This is a genomic window from Ruegeria sp. BHSC223, assembly GCF_059613025.1.
The window spans coordinates 501,866-527,703 of the sequence record NZ_JBXWRR010000001.1; the positions used below are offsets into that span (position 1 = coordinate 501,866).

The 25,838-nt window shown below is 66.0% G+C and carries 26 protein-coding genes; 16 read left to right on the plus strand and 10 right to left on the minus strand.

Annotation, left to right across the window (positions count from 1 at the left end):
• The first annotated feature begins 5 nt into the window (after positions 1-5).
• From AC2FNY_RS02445 to AC2FNY_RS02465, 5 genes are all read left to right on the plus strand, one after another.
• The gene (locus tag AC2FNY_RS02445; RefSeq protein WP_496801521.1) at positions 6-1,790 is read left to right on the plus strand and encodes a sodium:solute symporter family protein; all 1,785 of its coding nucleotides are present in this window, start codon (positions 6-8) and stop codon (positions 1,788-1,790) included.
• Positions 1,791-1,899: 109 nt separating this feature from the next.
• The gene (locus tag AC2FNY_RS02450) at positions 1,900-3,723 is read left to right on the plus strand and encodes a DUF294 nucleotidyltransferase-like domain-containing protein (RefSeq protein ID WP_496801522.1); all 1,824 of its coding nucleotides are present in this window, start codon (positions 1,900-1,902) and stop codon (positions 3,721-3,723) included.
• Positions 3,724-3,808: 85 nt separating this feature from the next.
• Positions 3,809-4,327 carry a hypothetical protein gene (locus AC2FNY_RS02455; RefSeq protein WP_496801523.1) on the plus strand — a complete coding sequence of 173 codons (519 nt, stop codon included), beginning with the start codon at positions 3,809-3,811 and terminating at the stop codon, positions 4,325-4,327.
• A 1-nt stretch (position 4,328) separates the two neighbouring features.
• A complete protein-coding gene (locus AC2FNY_RS02460; protein ID WP_496801524.1) occupies positions 4,329-5,741 on the plus strand; it encodes a 3'-5' exonuclease in 1,413 nt (470 codons plus the stop codon).
• A 182-nt stretch (positions 5,742-5,923) separates the two neighbouring features.
• Positions 5,924-6,424 (plus strand): flavin reductase family protein, encoded by a 501-nt coding sequence (locus tag AC2FNY_RS02465; protein WP_234137016.1) that lies wholly within the window; start codon positions 5,924-5,926, stop codon positions 6,422-6,424.
• 139 nt (positions 6,425-6,563) lie between these two features.
• Here the strand turns inward: AC2FNY_RS02465 and AC2FNY_RS02470 are convergent, their stop codons facing one another.
• Genes AC2FNY_RS02470 through AC2FNY_RS02485 form a run of 4 tightly spaced genes read right to left on the minus strand, consistent with a single transcriptional unit; the run spans position 6,564 to position 8,999 of the window.
• Positions 6,564-7,043: a DUF6505 family protein gene (locus tag AC2FNY_RS02470; protein WP_234162465.1), complete on the minus strand. Its 480-nt coding sequence runs from the start codon at positions 7,041-7,043 to the stop codon at positions 6,564-6,566.
• Entirely contained in the window at positions 7,040-7,747 is a 708-nt protein-coding gene (locus tag AC2FNY_RS02475) for a biotin/lipoate--protein ligase family protein (RefSeq protein ID WP_496801525.1), read from the minus strand. The genes AC2FNY_RS02470 and AC2FNY_RS02475 overlap by 4 nt, the downstream gene beginning before the upstream one ends.
• The gene (locus AC2FNY_RS02480) at positions 7,744-8,805 is read right to left on the minus strand and encodes an Mrp/NBP35 family ATP-binding protein (protein WP_496801526.1); all 1,062 of its coding nucleotides are present in this window, start codon (positions 8,803-8,805) and stop codon (positions 7,744-7,746) included. The genes AC2FNY_RS02475 and AC2FNY_RS02480 overlap by 4 nt, the downstream gene beginning before the upstream one ends.
• Positions 8,802-8,999, minus strand: coding sequence for a DUF6494 family protein (locus AC2FNY_RS02485; RefSeq protein WP_234136550.1), 198 nt, complete (start codon positions 8,997-8,999; stop codon positions 8,802-8,804). The genes AC2FNY_RS02480 and AC2FNY_RS02485 overlap by 4 nt, the downstream gene beginning before the upstream one ends.
• A gap of 68 nt (positions 9,000-9,067) precedes the next feature.
• Between AC2FNY_RS02485 and AC2FNY_RS02490 the strand changes: the two genes are divergently transcribed.
• The gene (locus AC2FNY_RS02490) at positions 9,068-9,796 is read left to right on the plus strand and encodes a hypothetical protein (RefSeq protein ID WP_496801527.1); all 729 of its coding nucleotides are present in this window, start codon (positions 9,068-9,070) and stop codon (positions 9,794-9,796) included.
• Between the two features lie 107 nt (positions 9,797-9,903).
• Here AC2FNY_RS02490 and AC2FNY_RS02495 read toward each other — a convergent pair whose 3' ends face one another.
• Positions 9,904-11,853, minus strand: a complete 1,950-nt coding sequence (locus AC2FNY_RS02495; protein ID WP_496801528.1) for a 4Fe-4S binding protein — start codon at positions 11,851-11,853, stop codon at positions 9,904-9,906.
• A 257-nt stretch (positions 11,854-12,110) separates the two neighbouring features.
• On the opposite strand from AC2FNY_RS02495, the gene AC2FNY_RS02500 reads away from it, so the two are divergent.
• From AC2FNY_RS02500 to AC2FNY_RS02545, 10 genes are all read left to right on the plus strand, one after another.
• Entirely contained in the window at positions 12,111-12,671 is a 561-nt protein-coding gene (locus tag AC2FNY_RS02500; RefSeq protein WP_496801529.1) for a DUF3305 domain-containing protein, read from the plus strand.
• A complete protein-coding gene (locus tag AC2FNY_RS02505; RefSeq protein ID WP_496801530.1) occupies positions 12,668-13,291 on the plus strand; it encodes a DUF3306 domain-containing protein in 624 nt (207 codons plus the stop codon). Before AC2FNY_RS02500 ends, AC2FNY_RS02505 begins: the two co-directional genes overlap by 4 nt.
• Positions 13,292-13,294: 3 nt before the next feature.
• Complete coding sequence (locus AC2FNY_RS02510) at positions 13,295-13,906, plus strand: TorD/DmsD family molecular chaperone (RefSeq protein WP_234220072.1); 612 nt, start codon at positions 13,295-13,297, stop codon at positions 13,904-13,906.
• 65 nt (positions 13,907-13,971) lie between these two features.
• On the plus strand, positions 13,972-14,163 hold the full coding sequence (locus tag AC2FNY_RS02515; protein ID WP_234220071.1) for a twin-arginine translocation signal domain-containing protein: 192 nt from the start codon (positions 13,972-13,974) through the stop codon (positions 14,161-14,163).
• Positions 14,164-14,269: 106 nt separating this feature from the next.
• On the plus strand, positions 14,270-17,164 hold the full coding sequence (locus AC2FNY_RS02520; RefSeq protein ID WP_496801531.1) for a formate dehydrogenase subunit alpha: 2,895 nt from the start codon (positions 14,270-14,272) through the stop codon (positions 17,162-17,164).
• 12 nt (positions 17,165-17,176) lie between these two features.
• Positions 17,177-17,770, plus strand: a complete 594-nt coding sequence (gene fdh3B, locus AC2FNY_RS02525) for a formate dehydrogenase FDH3 subunit beta (protein WP_164127012.1) — start codon at positions 17,177-17,179, stop codon at positions 17,768-17,770.
• A 122-nt stretch (positions 17,771-17,892) separates the two neighbouring features.
• On the plus strand, positions 17,893-19,074 hold the full coding sequence (locus AC2FNY_RS02530) for a formate dehydrogenase subunit gamma (protein WP_496801532.1): 1,182 nt from the start codon (positions 17,893-17,895) through the stop codon (positions 19,072-19,074).
• A complete protein-coding gene (locus tag AC2FNY_RS02535) occupies positions 19,074-20,339 on the plus strand; it encodes a c-type cytochrome (RefSeq protein ID WP_496801697.1) in 1,266 nt (421 codons plus the stop codon). The genes AC2FNY_RS02530 and AC2FNY_RS02535 overlap by 1 nt, the downstream gene beginning before the upstream one ends.
• Positions 20,336-20,461, plus strand: coding sequence for a hypothetical protein (locus tag AC2FNY_RS02540; RefSeq protein ID WP_255699818.1), 126 nt, complete (start codon positions 20,336-20,338; stop codon positions 20,459-20,461). The genes AC2FNY_RS02535 and AC2FNY_RS02540 overlap by 4 nt, the downstream gene beginning before the upstream one ends.
• Positions 20,462-21,334, plus strand: a complete 873-nt coding sequence (locus AC2FNY_RS02545; protein ID WP_496801533.1) for a substrate-binding domain-containing protein — start codon at positions 20,462-20,464, stop codon at positions 21,332-21,334.
• A 91-nt stretch (positions 21,335-21,425) separates the two neighbouring features.
• Here AC2FNY_RS02545 and AC2FNY_RS02550 read toward each other — a convergent pair whose 3' ends face one another.
• The 5 genes from AC2FNY_RS02550 to AC2FNY_RS02570 form a co-directional block, all read right to left on the minus strand.
• Positions 21,426-22,241 carry an ABC transporter substrate-binding protein gene (locus tag AC2FNY_RS02550; RefSeq protein WP_496801534.1) on the minus strand — a complete coding sequence of 272 codons (816 nt, stop codon included), beginning with the start codon at positions 22,239-22,241 and terminating at the stop codon, positions 21,426-21,428.
• 19 nt (positions 22,242-22,260) lie between these two features.
• Positions 22,261-22,995, minus strand: coding sequence for an ATP-binding cassette domain-containing protein (locus AC2FNY_RS02555; RefSeq protein WP_234136539.1), 735 nt, complete (start codon positions 22,993-22,995; stop codon positions 22,261-22,263).
• Positions 22,988-23,701: an ABC transporter permease gene (locus tag AC2FNY_RS02560; protein WP_496801535.1), complete on the minus strand. Its 714-nt coding sequence runs from the start codon at positions 23,699-23,701 to the stop codon at positions 22,988-22,990. The genes AC2FNY_RS02555 and AC2FNY_RS02560 overlap by 8 nt, the downstream gene beginning before the upstream one ends.
• Before the next feature lie 169 nt (positions 23,702-23,870).
• The gene (locus AC2FNY_RS02565; RefSeq protein WP_234136537.1) at positions 23,871-24,857 is read right to left on the minus strand and encodes an ABC transporter substrate-binding protein; all 987 of its coding nucleotides are present in this window, start codon (positions 24,855-24,857) and stop codon (positions 23,871-23,873) included.
• Positions 24,858-24,929: 72 nt separating this feature from the next.
• Positions 24,930-25,775: an ABC transporter permease gene (locus AC2FNY_RS02570; protein ID WP_234136536.1), complete on the minus strand. Its 846-nt coding sequence runs from the start codon at positions 25,773-25,775 to the stop codon at positions 24,930-24,932.
• Positions 25,776-25,838: the final 63 nt, after the last annotated feature.

Genomic DNA, 25,838 nt, shown 5'->3' on the forward strand with positions numbered 1-25,838 from the left:
CAGCCATGGATCAGTTTACCATCAACCTGCTGTTCGTGGGCGCCTCGTTCGCGCTCTATATCGGCATCGCGATCTGGGCCCGCGCGGGGTCCACGTCGGAATTCTACGCCGCCGGACGCGGCGTGCACCCGGTCATGAACGGCATGGCCACCGCGGCCGACTGGATGTCGGCGGCCTCGTTCATCTCGATGGCCGGTCTCATCGCCTTTGTGGGCTATGACAACTCGACCTTCCTGATGGGCTGGACCGGCGGTTACGTGCTGCTCGCCCTGCTTCTGGCGCCCTATCTGCGCAAGTTCGGCAAGTTCACCGTGTCCGAGTTCATCGGCGACCGTTTCTACAGCTCGACCGCGCGCCTTGTGGCCGTGATCTGCCTGATCGTCGCCTCGGTGACCTATGTGATCGGCCAGATGACCGGTGTGGGCGTGGCCTTCGGCCGCTTCCTCGAAGTGTCCAACACCGCCGGCCTGCTGATCGGCGCCTGCGTGGTGTTCGCCTATGCGGTGTTCGGCGGCATGAAGGGCGTGACCTATACCCAGGTTGCCCAATATGTCGTGCTGATCATGGCCTATACCATCCCGGCCGTGTTCATCTCGCTGCAACTGACCGGCAACCCGATCCCGGGCCTGGGCCTGTTTGGCGAGCATGCCGCAAGCGGCGAGCCGCTGCTGGCCAAGCTGGACGCGATCCTGAAAGAGCTGGGTTTCGCCGAATACACCACCCATAACGGCGACACGTTCAACATGGTGCTGTTCACCCTGTCGCTGATGATCGGCACCGCCGGTCTGCCCCACGTCATCATGCGCTTCTTCACCGTTCCCAAGGTGTCGGACGCACGCTGGTCGGCGGGCTGGGCTCTGGTGTTCATCGCGCTGCTGTACCTGACCGCCCCCGCCGTGGGCGCCATGGCCCGCCTGAACATCACCGACATGTTCTGGCCCAATGGCACCAATGGCGAGGCGGTCTCGATCGAGCAGATCGAAACCGACCCGCGCTATGACTGGATGGCCAACTGGCAGAAAACCGGCCTGCTGGGCTGGGAAGACAAGAACGGCGACGGCAAGATCCAGTACTATAACGACGCCTCCGAGGCCATGCAGGCCAAGGCCGCGGAAAAGGGCTGGGCCGGCAACGAGCTGACCAACTTCAACCGCGACATCCTGGTTCTGGCCAACCCCGAGATTGCCAACCTGCCCGGTTGGGTGATCGGTCTGGTCGCCGCCGGTGGTCTGGCCGCCGCGCTGTCCACCGCCGCCGGTCTGCTGCTGGCGATCTCCTCGGCGGTCAGCCATGACCTGATCAAGGGCTCGATCAATCCGGGCATCTCGGAAAAGGGAGAGCTGTTGTCGGCGCGGATCGCGATGGCCGTGGCCATCGGGGTGGCGACCTATCTGGGTCTGAACCCGCCGGGCTTTGCCGCACAGACCGTGGCGCTGGCCTTTGGTCTCGCAGCGGCCTCGATCTTCCCGGCGCTGATGATGGGGATCTTCTCGAAGAAGATCAACAACAGCGGCGCGGTGGCCGGCATGCTGGCCGGTCTGATCGTGACCCTCGTCTACATCTTCCTGCACAAGGGCTGGTTCTTCATCCCCGGCACCAACTCCTTCACCGATGCCGACCCGCTTCTGGGCACGGTCAAGTCGACCTCGTTCGGCGCCATCGGTGCGGCGGTCAACTTCGGCGTCGCCTATCTGGTCGCCGGCATGACCAAGGAAACTCCGCAGGAAATCAAGGACCTGGTCGAAAGCGTGCGCATCCCCCGAGGCGCAGGCGCAGCTCAGGATCACTGAGATGCAAGGCGGTCCACACTCCCTCCCGATTGTGGACCGCCTTTACTGACCATGTCCCGCCTGGCCCTGTCCCGGCGGGACTTTTTCATTCAAGACCCGGTGTTGAGCCATGCCCCTTACCCCTGACCAGATCACCCGTTTCCTGAAATCGGTGCACCCCTATGATGCGCTGCCGCTGGAAGAACTGGAGCGGATCGCCACCCGGCTGGACGCCTGGGAGGTCGAACGCGATTTCGCGGTCTACGATCTGGGCGAGAAACTGCCGGGCCTGTTCATCGTCTACGAGGGCCAGATCGAGATCCGTGACGAGAACGGCGCGGTGGTCTCACACCTTGGCCTGCGCAATTCCTTTGGCGAACGTGGCCTGTTGCGCGACGGACGCGCCGTCACCTCGGCCCGGGCCGATGCCCATTCGGTGCTGCTGGTGCTGCCGCCGGAACTGTTCTCGGACCTGATGGCCGCCCATCCGGTGGTGGCGAAGTTCTTCAACCGCGCCCGCGCGCCGCGCCCGCAGGTGCAGAGCCTTGCCACCAGCCGGGTCGAAACCCTGATGGCCCGCGATCCGGCCACCTGCGCGCCCGGCGCCACGGTGCAGGCGGCGGCGCAGGAGATGCGCGCGCGCGGCATCTCCTCGCTCTGCGTCTGCGAAGGTGACGCGCTGGTCGGCATCCTCACCCAGCGCGATCTCTCGGGCAAGGTGGTGGCCGAGGCGCGCAGCCCCGACACGCCCGTGGCCCAGGTGATGACCCCTGCCCCGCTGACGCTCGCCCCCTCGGCCATCGGCTCGGACGTGCTGCACGCGATGATGGAGCGCCATATCGGCCATATCCCGATTGTCGAGGCCGGACGGCTGGTGGGCATGGTCACCCAGACCGACCTGACCCGGTTCCAGGCAGTCAGTTCCGCGGAGCTGGTCAGCCGCCTCGCCCGTGCCACAAGCGCCGGTGAGATGGCCGAGGTCACCGCCGAGATCCCGCGCCTGCTGGTGCAACTGGTGGCCGGCGGCAACCGACACGAGGTGGTCACCCGCCTGATCACCGATATCGCCGACACCGCAACCCGCCGCCTGCTGGCACTGGCCGAGGAGAAGCTGGGACCGCCGCCGGTGCCCTATCTCTGGCTTGCCTGCGGCAGCCAGGGTCGGCAGGAACAGACCGGCGTCTCGGATCAGGACAATTGCCTGTTGCTGGACGATGCGGTGACCGAGGCCCAGATGCCCTATTTCCGGGACCTGGCGCAGTTCGTCTGCGACGGGCTCAATACCTGTGGTTACGTCTATTGCCCCGGCGACATGATGGCCACCAACCCGCGCTGGTGCCAGCCGGTGCGGGTCTGGCGCGACTATTTCCGCGGCTGGATCGCCAAGCCGAACCCCGAGGCGCAGATGCTGGCCAGTGTGATGTTCGACCTGCGCCCGATCGGCGGGCATCAGGCGCTGTTCACCGATCTTCAGGCCGAAACCCTGCGGGCAGCGCGGGCCAATTCGATCTTTGTCGCCCATATGATCTCGAACTCGCTGAAACACACGCCGCCGCTCGGCCTGTTGCGCGGTTTCGCCACCATCCGTTCGGGCGAGCACCGCAATACGCTCGATCTGAAACACAACGGCGTGGTGCCGGTGGTCGATCTGGGCCGCATCTATGCACTGCAAGGCGAGTTGACCGAGGTCGGCACCCGCGCCCGGCTGGAGGCCGCCGAGGCGGCGGGCGTGCTCAGCCCGTCCGGCGCCCGCGACCTCAAGGATGCCTATGACCTGATCGCCGAAACCCGGCTGGAGCATCAGGCCGCGCTGGTGCGACGCGGCGAGGCGCCGGACAACTACCTGGCGCCTACGTCTTTGTCGGACTTTGAGCGAAGTCATCTGCGCGACGCGTTTGTGGTGGTAAAGACGATGCAATCGGCCGTGGGCCATGGCAAAGGCATGCTGAGCTGACCGGCGCGCGGGGCAGAGATTTTTCGACGAAAAATCTTGCCCCTGCCGAACGGTTGGCGGCCTGGAAGGCTGGAGGAGAAAGGCGATGTTTCTGGAACTGATCGGAACGCTGGTGGCGGGTCTGGCCATGGCCGGGGCGGTGATGGCGCTCAACTGGCTTCTGCGAGGACGCCTGCCCCGCTGGCTGGCGCCGGTGGCCGCTGGCTGTGGCATGATCGGCGTGACCATCGCCAGCGAATATGGCTGGTACGGGCGCACCCGTGCCGCCCTGCCCGAGGGCATGGTGGTCGTCGAAACGGTGGAAAGCCGCGCCCTCTACCGCCCCTGGACTTATCTGGTGCCGTTTGTCGACCGTTTCGCCGCGCTGGATGCCACCAGCCTCAAGACCCATCCGGGCCAGCCCGGTCAGCGCCTGATCGATCTCTATTTCTTTGGTCGCTGGGCCGCGGTGAACCGCGTGCCGGTGCTGATCGACTGCGACGGCCAGCGCCGCGCCAGCCTGGCCGATGGCGCCGAGTTTGCCGCCGATGGCAGTGTCGCTGGCGCCGACTGGCGCCGCCCGCCGCAGGGCGATCCGCTCATCCAGGCCGCCTGCGAGGTGTGAGATGCTGACCGGATTGAGCCTGCGCCTGCGCATCTTTCTCTTTTTCTGCCTGCTGGCGGCGGGCGGGCTGGCGGTGGTGCTGGGCGCGCTTTGGCTGGCCTATTCCCGCGCCGGCAGCCCCGAATTGCTCGACGCCTTTATGCTGGCGGCACTGGCAGCCGGCTTTGGCATTCTGGCGCTGGTGGCGGGGGTCTGGCTGCTGTTCGACGAGAATGTCGCCAAGCCGATCGAGCGCCTGTCGGCCAGCATGCGCGCCCGCGCTCATGCGGGTGTGGCGGGCGAGCTGGACCTGCACGCGGCACGCTATCTGGGCGATCTGGCGCCCGCCGCCGCCGGGCTGGCGGGCCAACTCAGCAGCAACGCCATGGATACCGCCGCAGCCGTCGCATCCGAGACCGCGCATCTGGCCGCCGAGACCGCCCGGCTGACCGCGCTGTTGACCGAGATCCCGGTGGCCATGCTGCTCGCCAACCCTGCCCATCAAATCGTGCTTTATGACGGTCAGGCGGCGGGCGTGCTTGCGCAGATCGCCCATCCCCGGCTCAACGCCTCGCTGTTCGACTATTTCCAGCGCGACGGGCTGGAGCGTGCCTATGCAAGGCTGGTCAAGTCCGGGCTGGAACAAAACTGTACCCTGACCGGCACCGACGGCGCGCAAAGCTATCAGGCGCGGATGAAGCCCTTGGGGGACGCGCCGGGTTACATGCTGATCCTTGACGAGGCCAGCAGCCGCATCGCCCCCGAAGCGGCGCGGCCGCTGGTCTATGATTTCGACCTGCTCAGCCAGCCCGCCGAGGCGGCGCTGGAGGCGCGCGGTCTCGACAGCCTTGTCTTTGCCGTCTTCGACACCGAGACCACCGGGCTCCTTCCGCACAAGGACGAGATCGTGCAGATCGGCGCAGTCCGCGTGGTCAAGGGCCGCATCGTGCCGGGAGAGCGCATCGACCAGCTGGTCAACCCCGGTCGCCCGATCCCGCCCGCCTCGACCAAGGTGCATGGCGTGTCCGACGCGATGGTGGCCGATGCCCCCGATATCGTGACCGCTGCGCGGCAGTTCCACCACTTTGCCCGCGACGCGGTGATCGTTGCCCATAACGCGCCTTTCGACATGGCGTTTCTGCGTCGTCACGGTAAACGTTCCGGGTTGGAGTGGGATCACCCGATTCTCGACACGGTGCTGCTTTCGGCGGTGCTGTTCGGCGCCAGCGAGACCCACACGCTCGACGCGCTCTGCGACCGGCTGGGCGTCACCATCCCCGCACCGCTGCGTCACACCGCGCTGGGCGATGCCCAGGCCACCGCCGCCGTGCTGTGCCGGATGCTGCCGATGCTGCGGGCGCGCGGGCTTGAAACCTTTGGCGCGGTGATTGGCGAAACCCGCAAACACGGGCGATTGCTTGAGGATCTGAACTGAGCCGGTCGCGACCCGACCTTCATGTGGCGCAATTCAAACATCAAAAACGCATATTTTGGTGTTTAGCTGCGGGAATGAACCGCAAACCCGATCTCTCGACCGCCGAAAGTCATGCGATCCCCGGCATGGACAATCCCGCCCCGCCATGGCACGTGGGGGCGCGATCCCGACCCGAGGCTGAGATGACCGAGACCACATTCACCCCCGGCCCCGACAGCGCCCGCGCCTTTCGCGACGCGCTGGGCTGTTACGGGACCGGTGTGACCGTGATCACCGCGCAATCCGCGCGGGGGCCCGCCGGGATCACCGCCAATTCCTTTGCCTCGGTCTCGCTGGAACCGGCGCTGGTGCTTTGGAGCCTGGCCAATGACTCGGCCCGTTTCAGAACTTTCGCCAATACCCGCCACTATGCGATCCATGTGATGGCCGAAGGTCAGCACGCTATCGCAAAGCGCTTTGCGCAGGACGGTCTCAACTTCGATGGCGTCGACTGGGAGCCGGGCCTGAACGGGGTGCCGACACTGGTTGGCGCATTGGCCCGGTTCGATTGCGAAATCCAGGCCCGCCACCCGGCGGGCGACCACCTGATCCTGGTCGGCCAGGTGCTGCGTGCCACCCAACGCCCCGGCAAGGGTCTGATGTTCAAGCGCGGTCAATATGGCGGCTTCACCGACCTGCTCTGAAAATCACTCCCCGCCGCCCCTTTCCTCTTGCCCCAAATATCCCGGAGCGCGAGGCAGCGCCTCGCATCCCGCGCCGCAAGGCGCGGCACCAAAGGCGTGCGCCGCAGGCGCTCCTTTTGACAACAAAGGGCGCTGCGCTCTATTCGTCGGGCGTGACATGCACCGCCAGCAGGTCCAGCTCGGCCTCTTGAGGCTGGATGGTGCGATAGGCCTCGCGCACACCGGCCTCGGACAGGTCCCGCGCCACCGTCAGCAGCGTATTGGGATCGTGATCCTCGCACAGATCGGCCATCTGCGCGATCTCGCCCCGCGCCACCTCTAGCGCCGCCTCGATCGAGGGGGCGCCGTAATGGCTGACGAAATGGCGCGCCAGGTTCTCGGCCAGCGCCGCGACCTCACCCTCCTCGATCCGGGTCACCGCCACAAAGGTCACCCGCCCGAAGGTCTCCAGCCCCAACCAGCCATTGGCAAAGGCCTGCCGCGCCTTGCCCTCCAGATCGGCCTCGGACCAGTTCGAAAACTCGAACCCCCCCGAGATGCACCATTCCCCGGTGCGCGCCGGGCTGTGAAAGACCCTCAGGTCGCTTTCGTCGAAATGAATGGCCCGGGCCAGGTTCATGAGCGGTCCTCCAACAGATCGGTCAGCGGGATCAGCCGGGTTTCGGCGCCAGAACGGATCAGCATCCCGAACCGCTCGTCGACACCCAGAAAGGTTCCGGTGCAGTCCGCGCGCGTGATCTCTTCGCCGACGCCGCGCGCCAGGCCCAGCCATTCGGCATGCAGCGGCGCGTTGCCCTCGTCCTCCCACCGGTGGATCCAGGTCATCACATGGCGGGCCCAGCTTTCCAGCAGGGTGGTGGCCGCCACATCGGCGCAGCCTTCCTCGTACAGCGCGGTCTCGTCGGGATGCGCGCCGGGCATGTCCGAGGTGGGCAGCAGCGCCAGATCGAGCCCGATCACCAGCCAATCGGGCTGCGCCTGCGGGTCGCGGGTCGAGGCCGCCACGCAAAGCCGTCCGCAGCGACCGCCATTGACATGGATGTCGCCCGCCCAGCCCAGATGCACCGCCACCTCGGGCGGGGCCAGCGCCCCCAGCGCGTTCTGAAATCCCACCGCACATAGCGGCAGCATCGCCATCGCCTCGGCCAGCGCCACCTCGGGCGCCAGCACCAGCGCCGCGCGCAGCCGGTCGGCCTGTACACTGTGCACCACCGTCCCGCCATCACAGCCAAGCGCCGCCATGGCCTGCGCCCGCTCGAACGGGTCGTCGCCCCCCTGGGCGGCGACGCCCTGCATCAGCGGCGGAAAGGTGGGCGCAGTCATGCCTGGCCCTTGGCGATCAGGTCGCGGGCGATCCTGCGGAACGCCTCGGCCTGCGGGCTGTCGGGCTTGCTGACAACGATCGGCGCACCGCCGTCGGCGGCGACCCGGATGTCGAGATGCAGCGGGATCTCACCCAAAAGCGGCACGCCCAGTTTCTCGGCCTCGGCCGCAACGCCGCCATGGCCGAACACATGTTCCTCATGCCCGCAATTGGAACAGATATGGGTCGACATGTTCTCGATCATGCCCAGGATCGGCGTCTTGAGCTGACGGAACATGTCGATGCCCTTGCGGGCATCGATCAGCGCCACGTCCTGCGGGGTCGAGACCACGATGGCGCCATCGACCGCGAATTTCTGGCTCAGCGTCAGCTGCACGTCACCGGTGCCGGGCGGCAGGTCGACGATCAGAACGTCAAGCCCGCCCCATTGCACCTGGCTCATCATCTGTTGCAGCGCGCCCATCAGCATCGGACCGCGCCAGACCACCGCCTGACCCTCGTTGGTCATCAGCCCCATCGACATCATGGTCACGCCATGATTCCTCAGCGGCAGGATGGTCTTGCCATCCGGGCTGGCGGGCCGCCCCGACACGCCCAGCATGCGCGGCTGCGAGGGGCCATAGACATCGGCGTCCAAGAGGCCCACGCGCCGCCCCTCGGCGGCCAGCGCACAGGCGAGGTTGGCCGAGACGGTGGACTTGCCCACGCCACCCTTGCCCGAGGCGACCGCCACGATGCGGTCGACACCGGCAACCGGCTGCGGCCCTTGCGGCGCCGCCTTGGGGCGCGGCTTCAGATCGGGCGGCGCCTTGTCGGAATGCGCCGTCATCATGGCCGAGACCTTGGCCACACCCTCGACCATCTGGGCGGCCTTCTCGGCGGCGGCGCGCACCGGCTCCATCCGCTCGGCCAGCTTGGGGTCGATCTCGATGACAAAGCGCACGGTGTCGCCCTCGACATTCAACGCGCGCACGATGCCGGCGCTTACGATGTCCTGTCCGGACACCGGGTCGGTGATCTTCTTGAGATTGGCCAGAACGGCCTCGCGCAGGCTCATGCGTCACCATCCTTGATCAGGCCGGTGACCTCGTGACTGACATCCAGCCCCTCGATCGTCAGCACCACACGGGCGCGAAAGCTGCCGCCCTCGGGGCTGCCCGCCTTGCGCAACCCCTCTTCGATTGCCTGCTGGCCGGTAACGCCCACCTGCTTGAGGAACTTGCGCATCGACATGTTGTAATCGCCGCTCATGGCCCGGTCTCTCCTGTATCCCACGCGTCATTTGACGCAATGCCCGCGCCGCCGTTAGGCTGCGGGACATGCGACATGCCCTCTTGTGCCTCAGCCTGCTCGCCTTCGCCACCCCCTGCATCGCGCAGGAGGAGATTGGTCTGGCCAGCCCCGAGGCCGTGACACGGTCGGGTCTTCTGCAACATATTCTGCCGCGCTTCTCGCTCAAGACCGGAATCCGCGTTGTCGCGGATCCGGCAGGACCCATGCGGCTGGTTGTCGAAGGTGACGGCACCCGGGTGTTCCGGCAGGGCGATACGGTCTATCTGCTCCAGATCGGCGCCGACACAAAACAGGAGCGGTTCCGCGACTGGATGCAATCGGAGATCGGTCAGCGGACGATCGAGAGTTTTACCCCCGCCGACGGACCCGCATTCGTTGCGCTGCGGGACGAAACGGCGTCGGAAGAGACCGTCGGCTTCGAGGGCGACGCGGCGCTTGGGGCCAAGCTTGCCCAGGGTAAATGCGGACGCTGCCACGTGACAGGCGCCGAGAACCGGATGAAGGGGATCGGGTCGACCCCCTCTTTCGCGGTGCTGCGCAGCCTGCCCGACTGGGACGCGCGGTTTCAGCAATTCTATGTGTTGCGCCCGCATCCGGCCTTTACCCAGATTCCGGGCGTCACCGCGCCCTTTGACGCTGAACGTCCGCCGCCGATCCAACCGGTGACGGTGACGATCGAGGAACTGGAGGCGATCCTGGCCTTCGTCGCGGCCACCGGCGCCGCCGATCTGGGCGCGCCGCTGATCGTGAAGTGACAGGCGACAAGCGCCGCGGTCGCGGCCGGGCGCCCAGCAGATTTTTCGCCGAAAAATCTGCGCCTCCGGCGGGAGTATTTTGGGCGAAATGAAGACAAGGGCGCCTATCAGTGATCCTTGCGTTTGGTGAAATAGTCCTCGGTCGTGACGGTTCTTGGTTTGGGCTTGGATGCGAAGGGATTGTTTTCCTGCTCGAAATGCGCGCCCACCCGACAATTGTCGCACATCTGGATGATGCGGGCCTGGGCGCTTTCAGCAAACATCGGATGCGTACCCGCCAGCTTCTCCATGATCCTCTCGACGGTGGAGCGTACCCCGAAGAGCGTCCCGCATTCGATACAGGCAAAGGGTTCTTCCTCGTTCAGCACCTGCTGCCCCAGCGCCGCATCCGACAGGTCGAGCCGGGGAACCAGCGTGATCGCCCGTTCCGGACAGATGGTCCGGCAGATGCCGCATTGCAGGCAGGCGTCCTCCTGAAAGTTCAGCTGTGGCAGGTCGGGATTGTCGATCAGCGCCCCCGACGGGCAAAGCGACACGCAGCTGAGGCAGAGCGTGCAGGCATCTGTATCAACGGCCACCGCGCCATAGGGGGCGCCTTGCGGCAGATCCAGCACCGGCCCGCCGGGGTTGAGGGCCTGCGCCGCCAGCCTTGTGATCTGGCGCCGGTTGCCAAGCGGCAGGACCGGGTCCACAAGCGGTTCCGGCACCGGCGCGGCGTAAAGGTGATCCGAGAGCGCATCGGGATCGGCAATATCGAGCAGTTCCAGCCGGCCCGCCCCGGCAATCGCATCTGCCAGTTTACGCTCGCGGGTCAGCGCGTCCTGCTCGGTGCGTGGACCCATCAGCACGGACAGGCTGGCAAACCCATGTGCCAGCGCCGCCAGCATCTCGGCATGGCCCAGGCCCGAGACGGTGCCCAGCTCCAGCGGGATCACATCGGCGGGCAAGCCGCGCCCGAACCGGGCCGCGAGGCGGATCATCTCGGCCCCATGGGCATCATGCACCAGCAAGCGCGGCGCCACCCCGCCTGCCCCGCGATAGGCCCGTGCGAGCCGCTGCATCCGCGCCAAGAGCGCCGACACGGTCGGTGCCTCGTAGGTGATCGCGGTCGAGGGGCAAAGCGCCGCGCAGGCGCCGCAGCCGGCACAGACCATCGGGTCGATCGCCACATGGTCCCCCGCCGGGGTGATCGCACCGGTCGGGCAGATATCGAGGCAATTGGAACACCCCCGCTGTCCGGCGCGCGAATGGGCGCAGAGACTGTCATCGAGCCGCACATAGAGCGGTTTCTCGAATGTGCCGGTCAGTTGCACTGCCTCGAGCGCCAGCCGCGCCACTGCCAGCGGATCGCGCGGGTCGGCGCGCAGATAGCCCTCGCGCTTGTCGGGGGCCGGGACAAGGGGCATTCCTCCGGTCAGGTCGATCACGATATCGCAGGCCGACTGCGCGCCATCGCGCGCCGGGCCAAAGGCAAATCCGCCCCGCCCGCCCGGCATCAACTGACGGAACCCGTCGATCCGGACGCGAAAGCCACCCAGCGCCCCCTCGATCCGCGTCAGCCGTCCCGCCACGACGTCATAGGCCCGGCTGAGTGGCGGTTCTTCGTCACTCAGCAGCACCGTGACCGCCAGCGTTCCGGTCAGCCGCTCTGCCAGATCGCAGGCCACATCCGCCGGTCCGGCAATCAGGCAGGTGCCCTCGCTGATCACGTCGACCGCGGGTGGGGCTGCAACGGGCATCAGCGCCTCGGCGGCCAGCGCCGCCATCTTGGGCGTGGCCTCAGCGCCCTGATCCGACCAGCCCGCGCGGTCGCGCAGATCGACAAAGCCGGGCGTTTCGACCCCAAGTTCAGCGGCCAGATCGGTGAACACCGCCTGTTCCTGGCCACAGGCGATCACCACATCGCCCGCCTGCATCAGCTCTGCCGCCTTGCCGATCTCGTCGGTGCAGAGCGTGCGAAAGACGCGCGAACAGGCAGCCCCGCAACCGCTGGCGATCCGTTCGCGGTCCAGGCTCTGGCTGCCGCCGCAATCGCACAAAATCAACGTCTCGGTCATGTCGCTCCCCTTTCGCCCGGGGCCGAGCTTGGCCCAGCCCGGCCCGCCGGTAAAGCCCCCGATCGCGCCATCCAACCGGCATCGCCTGTGCGGCACGAGCCATACTAAAGTCCTATTGCGCCTTGGCCGGATTTCACTCTGCGCATGAAACTGGTCAACTCTTCAGGCCAATCCGGGAAAAAGACTTGGCAGACCGGATATTCCGTCCCATAGTTTCCGGTACGGAAAGAAGGGGAGAGCTTTCCGGGGAGGAGCATGTGGCCCAGGCCGCCGGAATTCACATCGAGATGCCGCTGGGCGTTGTCGTCCGCAAAACACCGGGGGTGACCCGCTGGGCCCGGTGGTCGTGGCGCGCGGTTGCGGTGCTGCCCGGCGCGGGGCCCGCCGATTGGGCCGAGCTCCGGCGCGAGGGCGAGGCGGTCGAATATCACGCCGCCACCCTGCCGCTGACCCTCTGGGCCGCCGATGCCGAGGCCTACCGGATCAATCTGGCCGATGGCGTGCCCTCGATCTATCTGGTCCTGCGCGAAACCGACCTGGATGACCGCCCGCTCGACGCGGTGCTGGTCACCGCCTCGCCCTATGAGGGGCAGGACTATGCCGATACGGCGGACGATATCGTGGAAAAGATCCCGATGACGCCGGGCCTGGTGGCCTGGGTGCGCGATTTCACCTTGCAGCACCATCATGCCGAACCCTTTGTCAAACGGCGGCGCGACCGCAAGCGGGTGGACCTGGTCGAGGATGGACGCGGCGACGCGCGTATCCGGCAACAGGCCGATGTCTATCGCGCGCCCAGGCGGAAGGCGGTGCAATGAGCGCAAGGGGCGATTTCTGGAGCCGTCGCCGCGCCGGTGTCGCGGCCGAGGAGCGCGCCGAGGCGGCAGCACTCGAACTGCGCGCCCGGGCCGAGGCGCAGGCCGCGCTGGAACAACAGGACGATGCCGAGATCCTGGAGCGCCTCGACCTGCCCGATCCCGACCTGCTGCAACCGGGCGACGATGTCAGCCGCTTCATGAGCGAGCTGGTGCCCGACCGTCTGCGCCGCCGGGCGCTGCGCCGTCTCTGGCGGCTGAACCCGGTGCTGGCCAATGTGGACGGGCTGGTGGATTACGGCGAGGACTTCACCGATGCGACCCGGGTGATCGAAGGGTTGCAGACCGCCTATCAGGTCGGCCGGGGCATGCTGCACCATGTCGAGGCGCTGGCGGCACAGGCCGAGGCCGAGACCACACCCGAAACCGATACCCCCGACCTGCCCGCAGACGAGCCGCTGGCCATGGCCGCGACCGAGGCTGCGCCCGCAGCCGAGGCGGGCAACGAGGCGGTCCCCTTGTGGGACCCCGAGGCGCCCGCGCCCCCTGCCCCGGTCCTTGACGATGCCGACGACACCGCCCCACCCGCGCCCCGGCGCATGCGCTTCACCTTCGAAGGATAAGGAATGACCCGGACCGAGACAGCCCCATCACCGATCAGCGACGAGGACCGCCTGCGCGCGGATTTCTACAACTTCCTCGGCTTGCTTCTGTCGGCCCCGCCCGACCAGCTGCTGCTCGACCAGATCGCGGGCCTCTCGGGGGACGAGACCGATCTGGGCCAGGCCATCGGCGCGCTGGCCCGGGTGGCGCGGGTGACCAAGCCCGCCGCTGCCGAACGCGAGTTCAACGCACTCTTCATCGGGCTCGGACGGGGCGAGCTGCTGCCCTATGCCAGCTATTACCTGACCGGCTTCCTGAACGAAAAGCCGCTGGCCCAGCTGCGCCAGGACATGGCCGCCCGCGCCATCACCCGCGCCCCGAACGTCTTCGAACCCGAGGACAATATCGCCTCGCTGATGGAGATGATGGCGGGCATGATCGTGGGCCGGTTCTCGGCCCCCGCCCCGCTGGCCGACCAGCGCCTGTTCTGGTCGCGCCATATCGGCCCATGGGCAGGGCATTTCTATTCGGATTTGGAAGGCGCCGAAGCGTCGGTCCTCTATGCCTCGGTCGGTTCCGCCGGCCGGGTGTTCATGGAGATCGAGCGCGAAGCCTTCCGGATGTCGGCGGCCTGAGCCGCCTTTCGCCGGCATCCCCCGCCGGGGGGGTGCCAGACCCGCAAATGGAACAGGAGGTTTCCATGAGCAAGACCACCAGAGAAGACGGCGCCAGCCGCCGGGACTTCCTGAAACTGGCCGGAACGGCGGCCCCCGCGGCGGTGGCCGCGGCGGCCCTGGGGAGCGAGGCCGAGGCAGCCGCGCTGCCCACCGACGAAACCCGCCTTCAGGACACCGCGCATACCCGCGCCTATCTGGACAGCGCCCGTTTCTGACGAATGGACGCCGTCATCCCCCGGCAGACGGTTGCGTGAGGCCCTGACGCCGGTTCCAACAGGTACCAAGCCAGCCACATGATGTGGCCAGCACGGGAGGTAGAAGATGCTAAGGAAAAAGACCAACGGGGTTGCGCGACGCCCCCAGCGGAACTCGATCCTGTCCCAGGTCGGCGACAGCCATGTCGACCGCCGCGCGTTCCTGCGCGGTTCGGGTCTGGCGATCGGCGGCCTGGCCGCGATCAGCGCCACGGGCGGAACCGTGACGCAGGCCAGCGCCCAGACAGCCGCCGGATCGGCGGTTGAGACCGTGAAATCCGTCTGCACCCATTGCTCGGTGGGCTGCACCGTCGTCGCCGAAGTCAAGAACGGCGTCTGGATCGGGCAGGAGCCCGGCTGGGACAGCCCGTTCAACCTGGGCGCCCATTGCGCCAAGGGGGCCTCGGTCCGCGAGCACGCCCATGGCGAACGCCGCCTGAAGTACCCGATGAAGAAAGAGGGCGGCGAGTGGAAGCAGATCAGCTGGGACCAGGCCATCGACGAGATCGGCGACGGCATGATGAAAATCCGCGCCGAAAGCGGCCCGGACAGCGTCTATTGGCTGGGCTCGGCCAAGCATAATAACGAACAGGCCTATCTGTTCCGCAAGTTCGCCGCCTATTGGGGTACGAACAACGTGGATCACCAGGCCCGTATCTGTCACTCGACGACCGTTGCAGGTGTTGCCAACACCTGGGGCTATGGCGCGATGACGAACAGCTATAACGACATCCACAATTCCAAGGCCATCTTCATCATCGGCGGCAACCCGGCCGAGGCGCATCCCGTCTCGCTGTTGCATGTGTTGAAGGCCAAGGAACAGAACAACGCGCCGCTCATCGTCTGCGATCCGCGCTTTACCCGCACGGCGGCCCATGCCGATGAATATGTGCGCTTCCGTCCCGGCACGGACGTGGCCCTGATCTGGGGTATCCTGTGGCACATCTTCGAGAACGGATGGGAGGACAAGGAGTTCATCCGCACCCGTGTCTGGGGCATGGACCAGATCAAGGCCGAAGTGGCCAACTGGACACCCGAAGAGACCGAGCGCGTGACCGGCGTGCCCGGCAGCCAGTTGAAACGCGTGGCCCGTACCATGGCCAACAACCGCCCCGGCACCGTGATCTGGTGCATGGGCGGCACCCAGCACACCAATGGCAACAACAACACCCGCGCCTATTGCGTGCTCCAGCTGGCGCTGGGCAACATGGGTACCTCGGGTGGCGGCACCAACATCTTCCGCGGCCATGACAACGTGCAGGGCGCGACCGATCTGGGCGTGCTCAGCCACACCCTGCCCGGCTATTACGGCCTGACCGCCGGCGCCTGGGCCCATTGGGCGCGTGTCTGGGGCGAGGATCTTGACTGGCTCAAGGGACAGTTCGCCTCGATCAAGGACAAGGATGGCAAGGACAAGCCGCTGATGAACGAAAGCGGCATCCCGGTCAGCCGCTGGATCGACGGCGTGCTGGAAGACCCCGCCAACATGGATCAGGACAACAATGTCCGTGCCATGGTGCTGTGGGGCCACGCGCCCAACAGCCAGACGCGCGGGCCGGAAATGAAGACGGCAATGGAAAAGCTCGACATGCTTGTCGTGATCGACCCCTATCCCACCGTCTCGGCCGTGATGCATGACCGCACCGACGGGGTCTATCTGCTGCCAGCGTGCACGCAGTTCGAAACCCGTGGCTCGGTCACCGCGTCCAACCGCTCGCTGCAATGGCGCGACAAGGTGGTCGATCCGCTGTTCGAAAGCCTGCCGGACGAGGTCATCATGGCCAAGTTCGCCAACAAGTTCGGCTGGGCCGACCGGCTGTTCCGCAATATCGAGATGGACGACCCGGAAACGCCCAATGTCGAGAGCATCACCCGCGAGTTCAACGCGGGGCTTTGGACGATCGGCTATACCGGCCAGTCGCCCGAGCGGATCAAGAGCCACATGGCCAATCAGCACACCTTCGACCGCACGACATTGCAGGCGGTGGGCGGACCCAACGATGGCGAATACTATGGTCTGCCATGGCCCTGCTGGGGCACGGCGGAGATGGGCCATCCCGGTACGCCGAACCTCTATGACATGTCCAAACCGGTGGCCGAGGGCGGGCTGTGCTTCCGCGCCCGGTTCGGGGTGGAACGCGACGGCGACAACCTGCTGGCCGAGGGCGTGTCGAACCCGGGCGCCGAAATTCAGGACGGATACCCTGAATTCACCATGCAGATGCTGATGGATCTGGGATGGGACGGCGATCTGACTGCCGAGGAACGTGCCGCCATCGACGCGGTGGCCGGACCCAAGACCAACTGGAAGACCGACCTTTCGGGCGGTATCCAGCGGGTGGCGATCAAGCATGGCTGCGCGCCCTTCGGCAATGCCAAGGCCCGGGCCGTGGTCTGGACCTTCCCCGACCCGATCCCGCTGCATCGCGAGCCGCTCTATACCAACCGGCGCGACCTTGTGGCGGATTATCCCACCTATGAGGACCGGCATGCCTATCGCCTGCCGACCCTCTATGCGTCGATCCAGAAGAACGACTTTTCAAAGGATTATCCGATAATCCTCACGTCGGGACGTCTGGTCGAATACGAGGGTGGCGGGGAAGAGACCCGGTCGAACCCCTGGCTGGCGGAATTGCAGCAGGACATGTTCGTCGAGATCAACCCGCGCGATGCCAACAATCTGGGCATTCGTGACGGGCAACAGGTCTGGGTCGAGGGCCCCGAGGGCGGCAAGGTCAAGGTGATGGCGATGCTGACCGAACGGGTCGGCGCCGGCGTGGCCTTCATGCCGTTCCATTTCGGCGGTCACTTCCAGGGTGCCGATCTGCGCGAGAAGTATCCAAAGGGCGCCGATCCCTATGTGTTGGGCGAGGCCTCGAACACCGCGCAGACCTATGGCTATGACTCTGTGACCCAGATGCAGGAGACCAAGGCCACTCTCTGCAAGATCTCGGCAGCGTAAGGAGGACTGAAAATGGCAAGAGCAAAGTTTCTCTGTGACGCCGAGCGCTGCATCGAGTGCAACGCCTGCGTGACCGCCTGCAAGAACGAGCACGAAGTGCCCTGGGGCATCAACCGCCGCAGGGTGGTGACGATCAATGACGGCAAACCGGGCGAACGCTCGATCTCGGTGGCCTGCATGCATTGTTCGGATGCCCCCTGCATGGCGGTCTGCCCGGTGGACTGCTTCTATCAGACCGAAGACGGTGTGGTGCTGCATTCCAAGGATCTGTGCATCGGCTGCGGCTATTGCTTCTACGCGTGCCCGTTTGGCGCGCCGCAATATCCGCAGGCGGGCAATTTCGGATCGCGCGGCAAGATGGACAAGTGCACTTTCTGCGCCGGTGGCCCGGAAGAGACCCATTCGACGGCCGAATTCGCCAAGTACGGGCGCAACCGGATCGCCGAGGGCAAGCTGCCCATCTGCGCCGAGATGTGTTCCACCAAGGCGCTTCTGGCCGGTGACGGCGACGTGGTCTCGGCCATCTATCGCGAACGCGTCGTGGCGCGCGGTTTCGGCTCGGGCGCCTGGGGCTGGGGCACGGCCTATGACCAGAAGGGCGGCTGACACCGTCAGACCCTGCGGCGCATGAACTTTGCGCCGCAGGACCAAGAATTTTCTGCGAAAATTCTCGCGCCGCCGCACTGTTTCGCGGTTTTCCGGCGGTGCGGATTGCACATGAGGTTCCGATGCCGGTTCTGCGACTTCTGATCTGTCTGCTCTGTCTTGGCCTGCCCGCCGTGGCGCAGGAGGCCACGCCGGATCGCTCCGCCACCGGCGGCGCCACCACGCTTGAGGACATTCTGGCCCGGCAACGTGGCGAGGTGGTTGACGATGCCTATCGCGCCACCAACACCGGCAGCCAGACAGCACCGCTCGAGGCACAGTTGGGCGTACGCGGCGGCGCCTCGGACAGCGAGATTTACCGCGCCCTGCGCTATGGCGCGGCGGATGTCACCGTCTCGGCGCGCGGCCCCGCTGCCGATGTGATCATCCAGGACGATGGCATGTGGTGGCTGACCCTGCGCGAGGGTGCGCTGCGCGATTATGGCACCTATGCGCTGGGGGGCATGATCATCGTGCTGACCCTGTTCTATCTGCTGCGTGGCCGCATCCGCATCGACGGCGCCAAGACCGGGCGCAGCGTCACCCGCTTCGCCGCCTTTGAACGGTTCGGGCACTGGTTGTTTGCCGGGTCGTTCCTGGTGCTGGCCGTGTCGGGCCTGATCACGCTGTATGGCCGCGACGTCCTGATCCCGTTCTTGGGTAAAGAGACCTTTGCCAGCCTCGCGCTGGCCTGCAAATGGGTGCATAACAACATCGCCTGGGCCTTCATGCTGGGACTGGCCATCGTGACGGTGAACTGGATCGCCCATAATATTCCCAACCGGCATGACCTGAAATGGCTGGCTGTGGGCGGCGGCCTGTTCAGCAAGGGGATGCATCCGCCCGCGAAGAAATTCAACGCGGGACAAAAGATCATCTTCTGGCTGTGTATCCTGCTCGGCCTGTCGATCTCTCTCTCGGGCCTGTCGCTGCTGTTTCCCTTTGAAATGCCGATGTTTGCCAAGACCTTTGCGCTGGCCAATGCCACCGGCCTGCCACAGGCCATGGGCCTGTCCCTGCCCGAGGTGATGACCCCGCATCAGGAAATGCAGTACGCTCAGCTCTGGCATCTGATCGTGGCCTTTGCGTTCATCACCATCATCATCGCCCATATCTATCTGGGTTCGCTGGGGATGGAGGGCGCGTTCGATGCCATGGGCTCGGGCGAGGTCGAGGAGCAATGGGCGCGCGAGCACCATTCGCTGTGGCTGGACGAGGTGAAATCGGCCGAGGCCAGCAAGGCCAGGCCCAGCCCGGCGGAATGATGCGGGCGCTGGTGCTGGCGCTGGTGCTCTGGCCCGCCTGCGCGGCGGCAGAGTTCTTTACCCTCAAGGGTCACGGCGGGCCGGTCATGGGCATCGCCGTTGGCCCAGAGGGGCAGATCGCAACCGCCAGTTTTGACAATTCCGTGGGGCTGTGGGCCGGGCGGGCACCGCATTGGTTCGAAGGACACGAGGCCGCTGTCAACACGGTGGCGTTTCAGGGCGGCATGCTCTACTCGGCGGGCGACGATTTCACCCTGCGCCGCTGGCCCGAGGGTACCGTGCTGGGCCGCCACAAGGGCAAGATCACTGGTCTTGCCCTGTCGGACACCCTCGCCGCCACCGCCAGCTGGGACGGCACCATCGGCCTCTGGCCGCTGGACGGCGCGGCGCCGCGCAGCTTCGATGCCGGCAGCGGCGTGAATGCGGTCGCCTTCTCTCCCGATGGCGCGCAGCTTTATTCCGCTGGCATGGATGGCGTGCTGCGGCTTTGGGATGTTGCGAGCGGCAGCGAGCTGCGCCAGATCACCCGCCACGGGTTCGGCATCAACGAGATCGTGCTGAATGCGCCCGATGGCTGGCTGGCCTATGGCGCGGTCGATGGGGTGACGCGGGTCATTGACCTTGCCACCGGGGCCGAGCGCGACTTTACCCTCGACCGCCGCCCGGTTCTGGCGCTGGCACTCAGCCCCGACCGCAGCCAGCTCGCTGTGGGCGATGGCGAGGGCTATATCATGGTGATCGACACAGACAGCTGGCGCATCGCCCGCGACTTCCGCGCCACCCTGCGCGGCCCGGTCTGGGCGCTGGCCTTTTCGCCCGATGGCGCGAATATCCACGCCGGTGGGATCGACGACACGATGTACAGCTGGCCGGTGGCCTCGCTCTCGGAACATGGCAAGATGGCAAGCGGCGAGCGCAGCTTTCTGAAATCCCCCGAGGACATGGACAACGGCGAGCGGCAGTTTGCCCGCAAATGCTCGATCTGCCACGCGCTGACAGCGGATGGCGGACGCCGGGCCGGTCCCACTCTCTACCAGATATTCGGCCGCCGCGCGGGCACCCTGCCCGGCTATCTCTATTCCGACACTCTGGCGGGGTCGGAGATCGTCTGGACCGAAGACAGCATCAATTCGCTTTTCGATCTGGGCCCGGACCATTACATTCCGGGATCGAAGATGCCCATGCAACGGATCACCGGCGCCCAGGACCGCGCCGACCTGATCGCCTATCTGCGCCGGGCCACCCTGGCAAAGGAGCAGCCATGAAAGCCTTTCTCAGCGCCGTTGTCCTGATGGCCATCATCACCGTCGCCGCGCCGCAGATTCTGAACCGTGCGGGCTTTTCCGCCGCTGAACGCGGCACCGGCGCGGATGTGCGTCTCGACTGAATGGCCGAGTTCCTGACCACCCGCGAGCTGGCCGACCTGCTCAGGATCGGCGAGCGCAAGGCCTATGACCTCGCCGCCTCGGGCGAGGTGCCGCATGTGCGCGCCATGGGCAAGCTGCTGTTTCCCCGGGCCGAGGTACTGGCCTGGCTCAACGCCTCGCGCGCGGGGCCGCAGGTGGCAGAGCCGCCCCTGCCCCCGATCCTGGCGGGCAGCCATGACCCGCTGCTCGACTGGGCGCTAAGGGAAAGCAGCGCCGGGCTGGCCACCTATTACGACGGCTCCTTCGACGGCCTGATCCGGCTGAAAGAGCGCAGCGCTCAGGCCGCTGCGCTGCATATCCGCGAGGCAGACGGGTTCAATACCACATCCCTGAGGGACGCCGTCGGAGAGGCGCCGGTGGTGCTGATCGAGATCGCGCGGCGCCAGCGTGGATTGCTGCTGGCACCCGGGATCACCGGCATCAGAGGGATCGCCGATCTGCGCGGACGCAAGGTTGCAATGCGCCAGGCCAGCGCCGCCAGCCAGCACCTTTTCCTTGCCGAGCTGGAGAAACTGGGCCTCTCCCCCGCCGATCTCGCCCCAGATCCCACCTGCGCCCGCACCGAAGAGGACCTCGCCCAGCTGCTGCAATCGGGCAAGGCCGAGGCGGGATTTGGTCTGGGGGCCCTTGCGTCGCCCTACGGGCTTGGCTTCATCCCCACCCATGAAGAGCGGTTCGACCTGGCGATCTGGCGCCGCGCCGTATTCGATCCACCGATGACCCGGCTGATGGCCTTCCTGCGAAGCCCCGCCTTTGCCGCCCGCGCAGCCGAGATGGGGGGCTATGACCTCAGCGGCCTTGGCACCGTCCATCACAACGGCGCCAGCGGCTGACTGAATAATCCCCCTTCATTCCGCCCAAAATACTCCCGCCGGAGGCGAGATTTTTCGTCGAAAAATCTCTCCCTGCCGCAGCCGCGCCGGACTATTTCGCGTTGGGAAAGAACAGCTGCTGGCCGTCCAGCGTATAGCCCGAGATCGCCGCCTGCCCGTCCGCGCCGGTCAGCCAGTCGACGAACCGCTGCCCGGCTTCGGCCTTGACGCCGGGATGCTTCTCGGGGTTGACCAGGATCACCCCATACTGGTTGAACAGCCGCGCGTCGCCCTCGACCGCGATCACAAGGTCACCCTTGTTGGCAAAGGCGATCCAGGTGGCGCGATCGGTCAGCGCATACGCGCCCATGCCGGCCGCCAGGTTCAGCGTCGCCCCCATGCCCGAACCGGTCTCTCGATACCAGCCGCCCGAGGCAGCAGACACGTCGATACCCGCTCTCTGCCAGTGGCGCAGTTCGGCCTTATGGGTGCCGCTGTCATCCCCGCGCGAGGCAAAGGGCGCCTCAACCTCTGCAATCGCGCTCAGCGCCGCCACGATATCGCTGCCACCGCGCACGCCCGCCGGGTCCGAGGCCGGGCCGACCAGCACGAAATCGTTGTACATCACATCAAGGCGTTCGACACCCCAGCCCTCGGCCACGAATTTCTCCTCGGCCGCCCTGGCATGCACCAGAAGCACATCGCCATCACCATTGGCGGCGTTCTTGATCGCCTGGCCGGTGCCCACCGCGACCACTCGCACCTCGATCCCGGTCTCGGCCTCGAACGCGGGCAGAATATGGTCCAGCAGGCCCGAATTCTGGGTAGAGGTGGTGGATTGCACCACGATGAACTCTGCCGCCTGCGCCAATGTGCCCGCCATCAGGCCAAGCGCAAGCGCGCTCGCGCGGAAAACACTTCCGATCATGTTCAGTCTCCGTGAATGTTCAGAAAATCAGCTCTCCGGCCAGGAACCGACGCACCGCGCCGCTGGCCGGGTCATCCAGCACCTGAGCGGCAGGTCCGTGTTCCACCACCTGCCCGCCCATCATCACCACCACATCCGCCGCCAGCCGCCGGGCCTGGCCGATGTCATGGGTTACCATCACGATCCGCACGCCACGGGCGCTGGCGCGCAGCACCAGCGATTCGACCGCCTGGGTCGCGCCCGGGTCCAGCGCGCTGGTGGGTTCGTCGAGGAACAGCACCTCGGGTTCGGTGGCCAGCGCACGCAGGATCGCCAACCGCTGCGCCTCGCCCACAGACAGCGAGCGGGCCCCCTGGCGCGCGCGCGACGGCAATCCGCCCTCGGCCAGCAACGCCGCGATCCGGGCCTGACGCTGCGCCCGGTTCAGACCCCGGCGGCGCAGGACGAAATCGAGATTGCCCGCCACCGAGCGGCGCAGCATCACGGGCCGCTGGAACACCATGGCCTGGCTGGCCCGCTCCTCGGCGTCAAGCGCGCGCCCATTCTGCCGCACTGTCCCGGCATCGGCCTGGATCAACCCATGCAGGCAGCGCAACAGCAGGCTCTTGCCCGCCCCGTTCGGCCCCAGAATCACCGTAGGCCCCGGCCCGCCCAGCCTCAGATTCGGCACATCCAGCAGGCTCTGGCCACGACGCGAGATGCGCAAGCCCTGCGTCTCGATCACCAGCCCGCTTTCCTCGACCAGATCACGCATGGGCCAGCGCCTCGGCCCGGCTGCGCGCGCCCAGCAGGCTGACCAGCGCATTGACCGCGACGGCAATCCCGATCAGGACCGCCCCAAGCGCCAACGCCAGCGCCAGATTGCCCTTTGAGGTCTCAAGCGCGATCGCGGTGGTCATCACACGGGTCACATGGTTGATATTGCCGCCAACGATGATCACCGCGCCCACCTCGGCAATGGCACGGCCAAAACCAGCCAGAAGCGCGGTCAGCAACGCCACCCGCCCGTCCCACAACAGCACCGGCACCGTGGCCAGCCGCGAGAGGCCCAGGCTGCGCATCTGTTCGGCATATTCGGCATCCAGCATCTCGACCACCTGACGGGTCAAGGCGGCGATGATAGGGGTAACCAGAACCACCTGCGCGATGATCATGGCTGTTGGCGTATAAAGCAGTTGCAATACGCCAAGCGGGCCCGAGCGCGATAGCATCAGATAGACAATCAGCCCGACCACAACCGGTGGCAGCCCCATCAGCGCATTGACCAGCACCACCATCGCGCGGCGACCGGGAAACCGCCCGACGGCCAGCGCAGCCCCCAGCGGCATCCCGATCAGAGCCGCGCAGAGGACCGCAAAAAGCGACACGCGCAGCGACAGGCCCACGATCCCGAGCAATTCGGAATCACCAGCCAGAACCAGGGCAAACGCAGCCTGCATTTCTTGCGCAAAATTTAGCATTTTATTCCAGCTCGGGTTGACCTACGATCATTGGGGTTCTTTTTGCAACTCAATGCATATCACGCCCTTGTATCCCGTCCCAACCAAAACCAACATCCGCGCACGAAAAAGCGCGGCCCCAAACGGGACCGCGCCTGCCGAGGTCGCCCCCGGCGTAGCTTTCCAGACGTTACTTCAGTGCCGCGTCGGTGATCTCGTGGGTCCAGGCGCCCTCGGGCGTCTTGGTGATCACAGGGTCAGAGCCGCCTGCCAGCAGCGTGGCAACCGTGCGGTCGAAGTCGGCCGGATCCAGCGCACCGTTCGACCCGGCGGTCAGCTTGGCGATCTCACCCATCATGCGAACCTGATGCGCCTCGGTCTGGGCACCGGTGGCGTCATTGTCCAGAACGATGCCCGCGGCCTCGTCCGGATTGGCCTCGGCATATTTCCAGCCTTTCATCGAGGCACGCACAAAGCGGGTCATCTTGTCCTTGAACGCGTCGTCCTTGAGGTTGTCCTCGAGCACATAGATGCCGTCCTCCAGGGTGGCGACACCCATGTCCTCGTATTTGAAGGTCACCAGTTCGTCCTCGCTGACACCGGCATCCAGCACCTGACCATATTCGTTATAGGTCATGGTCGAGATGCAATCGGCCTGACGTTGCAGCAGCGGGTCGACGTTGAAGCCCTGCTTGAGCACGGTCACCCCGTCGGCGCCGCCATCGGTGCTGATCCCCTCCTGGCTCATCCAGCTCAGGAACGGGTATTCATTGCCAAAGAACCAGACACCGATGGTCTTGCCCTTGAAATCCTGCGGTCCGGTGATGCCGGTATCCTTCCAGCAGGTCAGCATCAGGCCCGAGGATTTGAAGGGCTGCGCGATATTCACCACCGGCAGGCCCTTTTCCCGCGCCGCCAGCGCCGAGGGCATCCAGTTCAGCATCGCATCGGCGCCGCCACCGGCCAGCACCTGCGGCGGGGCGATGTCGGGGCCGCCGGGCAGGATGGTGACATCCAGACCCTCTTCGTCGTAATAGCCCTTGTCCAGCGCCACGTAATAGCCGGCGAACTGCGCCTGGGTGACCCATTGCAGTTGCAGCTTGACCTCGTCCGCCGCCAGAGCCGGACCAGCCGCCAGGGCCAGGGCAAGAGCCGCGCCATTCAACAGTTTCTTCATGATTTCACTCCTTGTTGGTTGTTCAATTCTGTGCCCCGGTTCGGTCCGGGATCTTGTCGCATATCTGTCAGCCTAGCGTCTCTGCGAGGGGTGCCAAAAGGTGACATGATGTTCGATCAGCGCCACCAGCCCATAGAACAGCGTTCCCGCCAGCGCCGCCACCACGATTTCGGCCCAGACCATGTCCAGCGCCAGTTGTCCGACACTGGTCGAGATACGGAACCCCATGCCCAATGTCGGCGAGCCGAAGAACTCGGCCACGATCGCCCCGATCAGGGCCAGCGTGGTCGAGATTTTCAAACCGTTGAAGATGAAGGGCATTGCCGCCGGCAGCCGCAGCTTGAAGAAGCTCTGCCAATAGCTGGCCGCATAGGTCTCCATCAGGTCGCGCTGCATCGACGTGGTCTCGCGCAGGCCCGCCACGGTGTTGACCAGCATGGGAAAGAACACCATCACCACCACCACGGCGGCCTTCGACTGCCAGTCAAAGCCGAACCACATCACCAGGATCGGTGCAGTGCCAACGATGGGCAGGGCCGCCACGAAATTGCCCACCGGCAACAGGCCCAGCCGCAGGAACTCGGACCGGTCCACCGCAACCGCCATCAGGAACGCGGCACCGCAGCCGATCAGATAGCCGCTCAGTGCCCCCTTGACGAAGGTCTGTACGAAATCCGCCCAGAGGATCGGCAGGCTACCCGCGAACCGCGCCGCGATCAGCGAGGGCGCGGGCAGGATCACCAGCGGCACCTCCAGGCCCCGTACCACCAGTTCCCACACGATGAGGATCGTCGCGCCAAAAATCAGCGGCACCGCCAGTTGCACCGAACGGGTCTCGGCCTGCGGACCCTCGGCCAGCCGCGTGTTCAGCCACCAGGCCGCGCCCCAGACGAGCAAGGCCACCAGAACCAGCATCATCCGCGCATCCCCCCAATCTTCTTCTGTTCCAAAATACCTCGGGGGAGTCGCGCCTGCGCGACG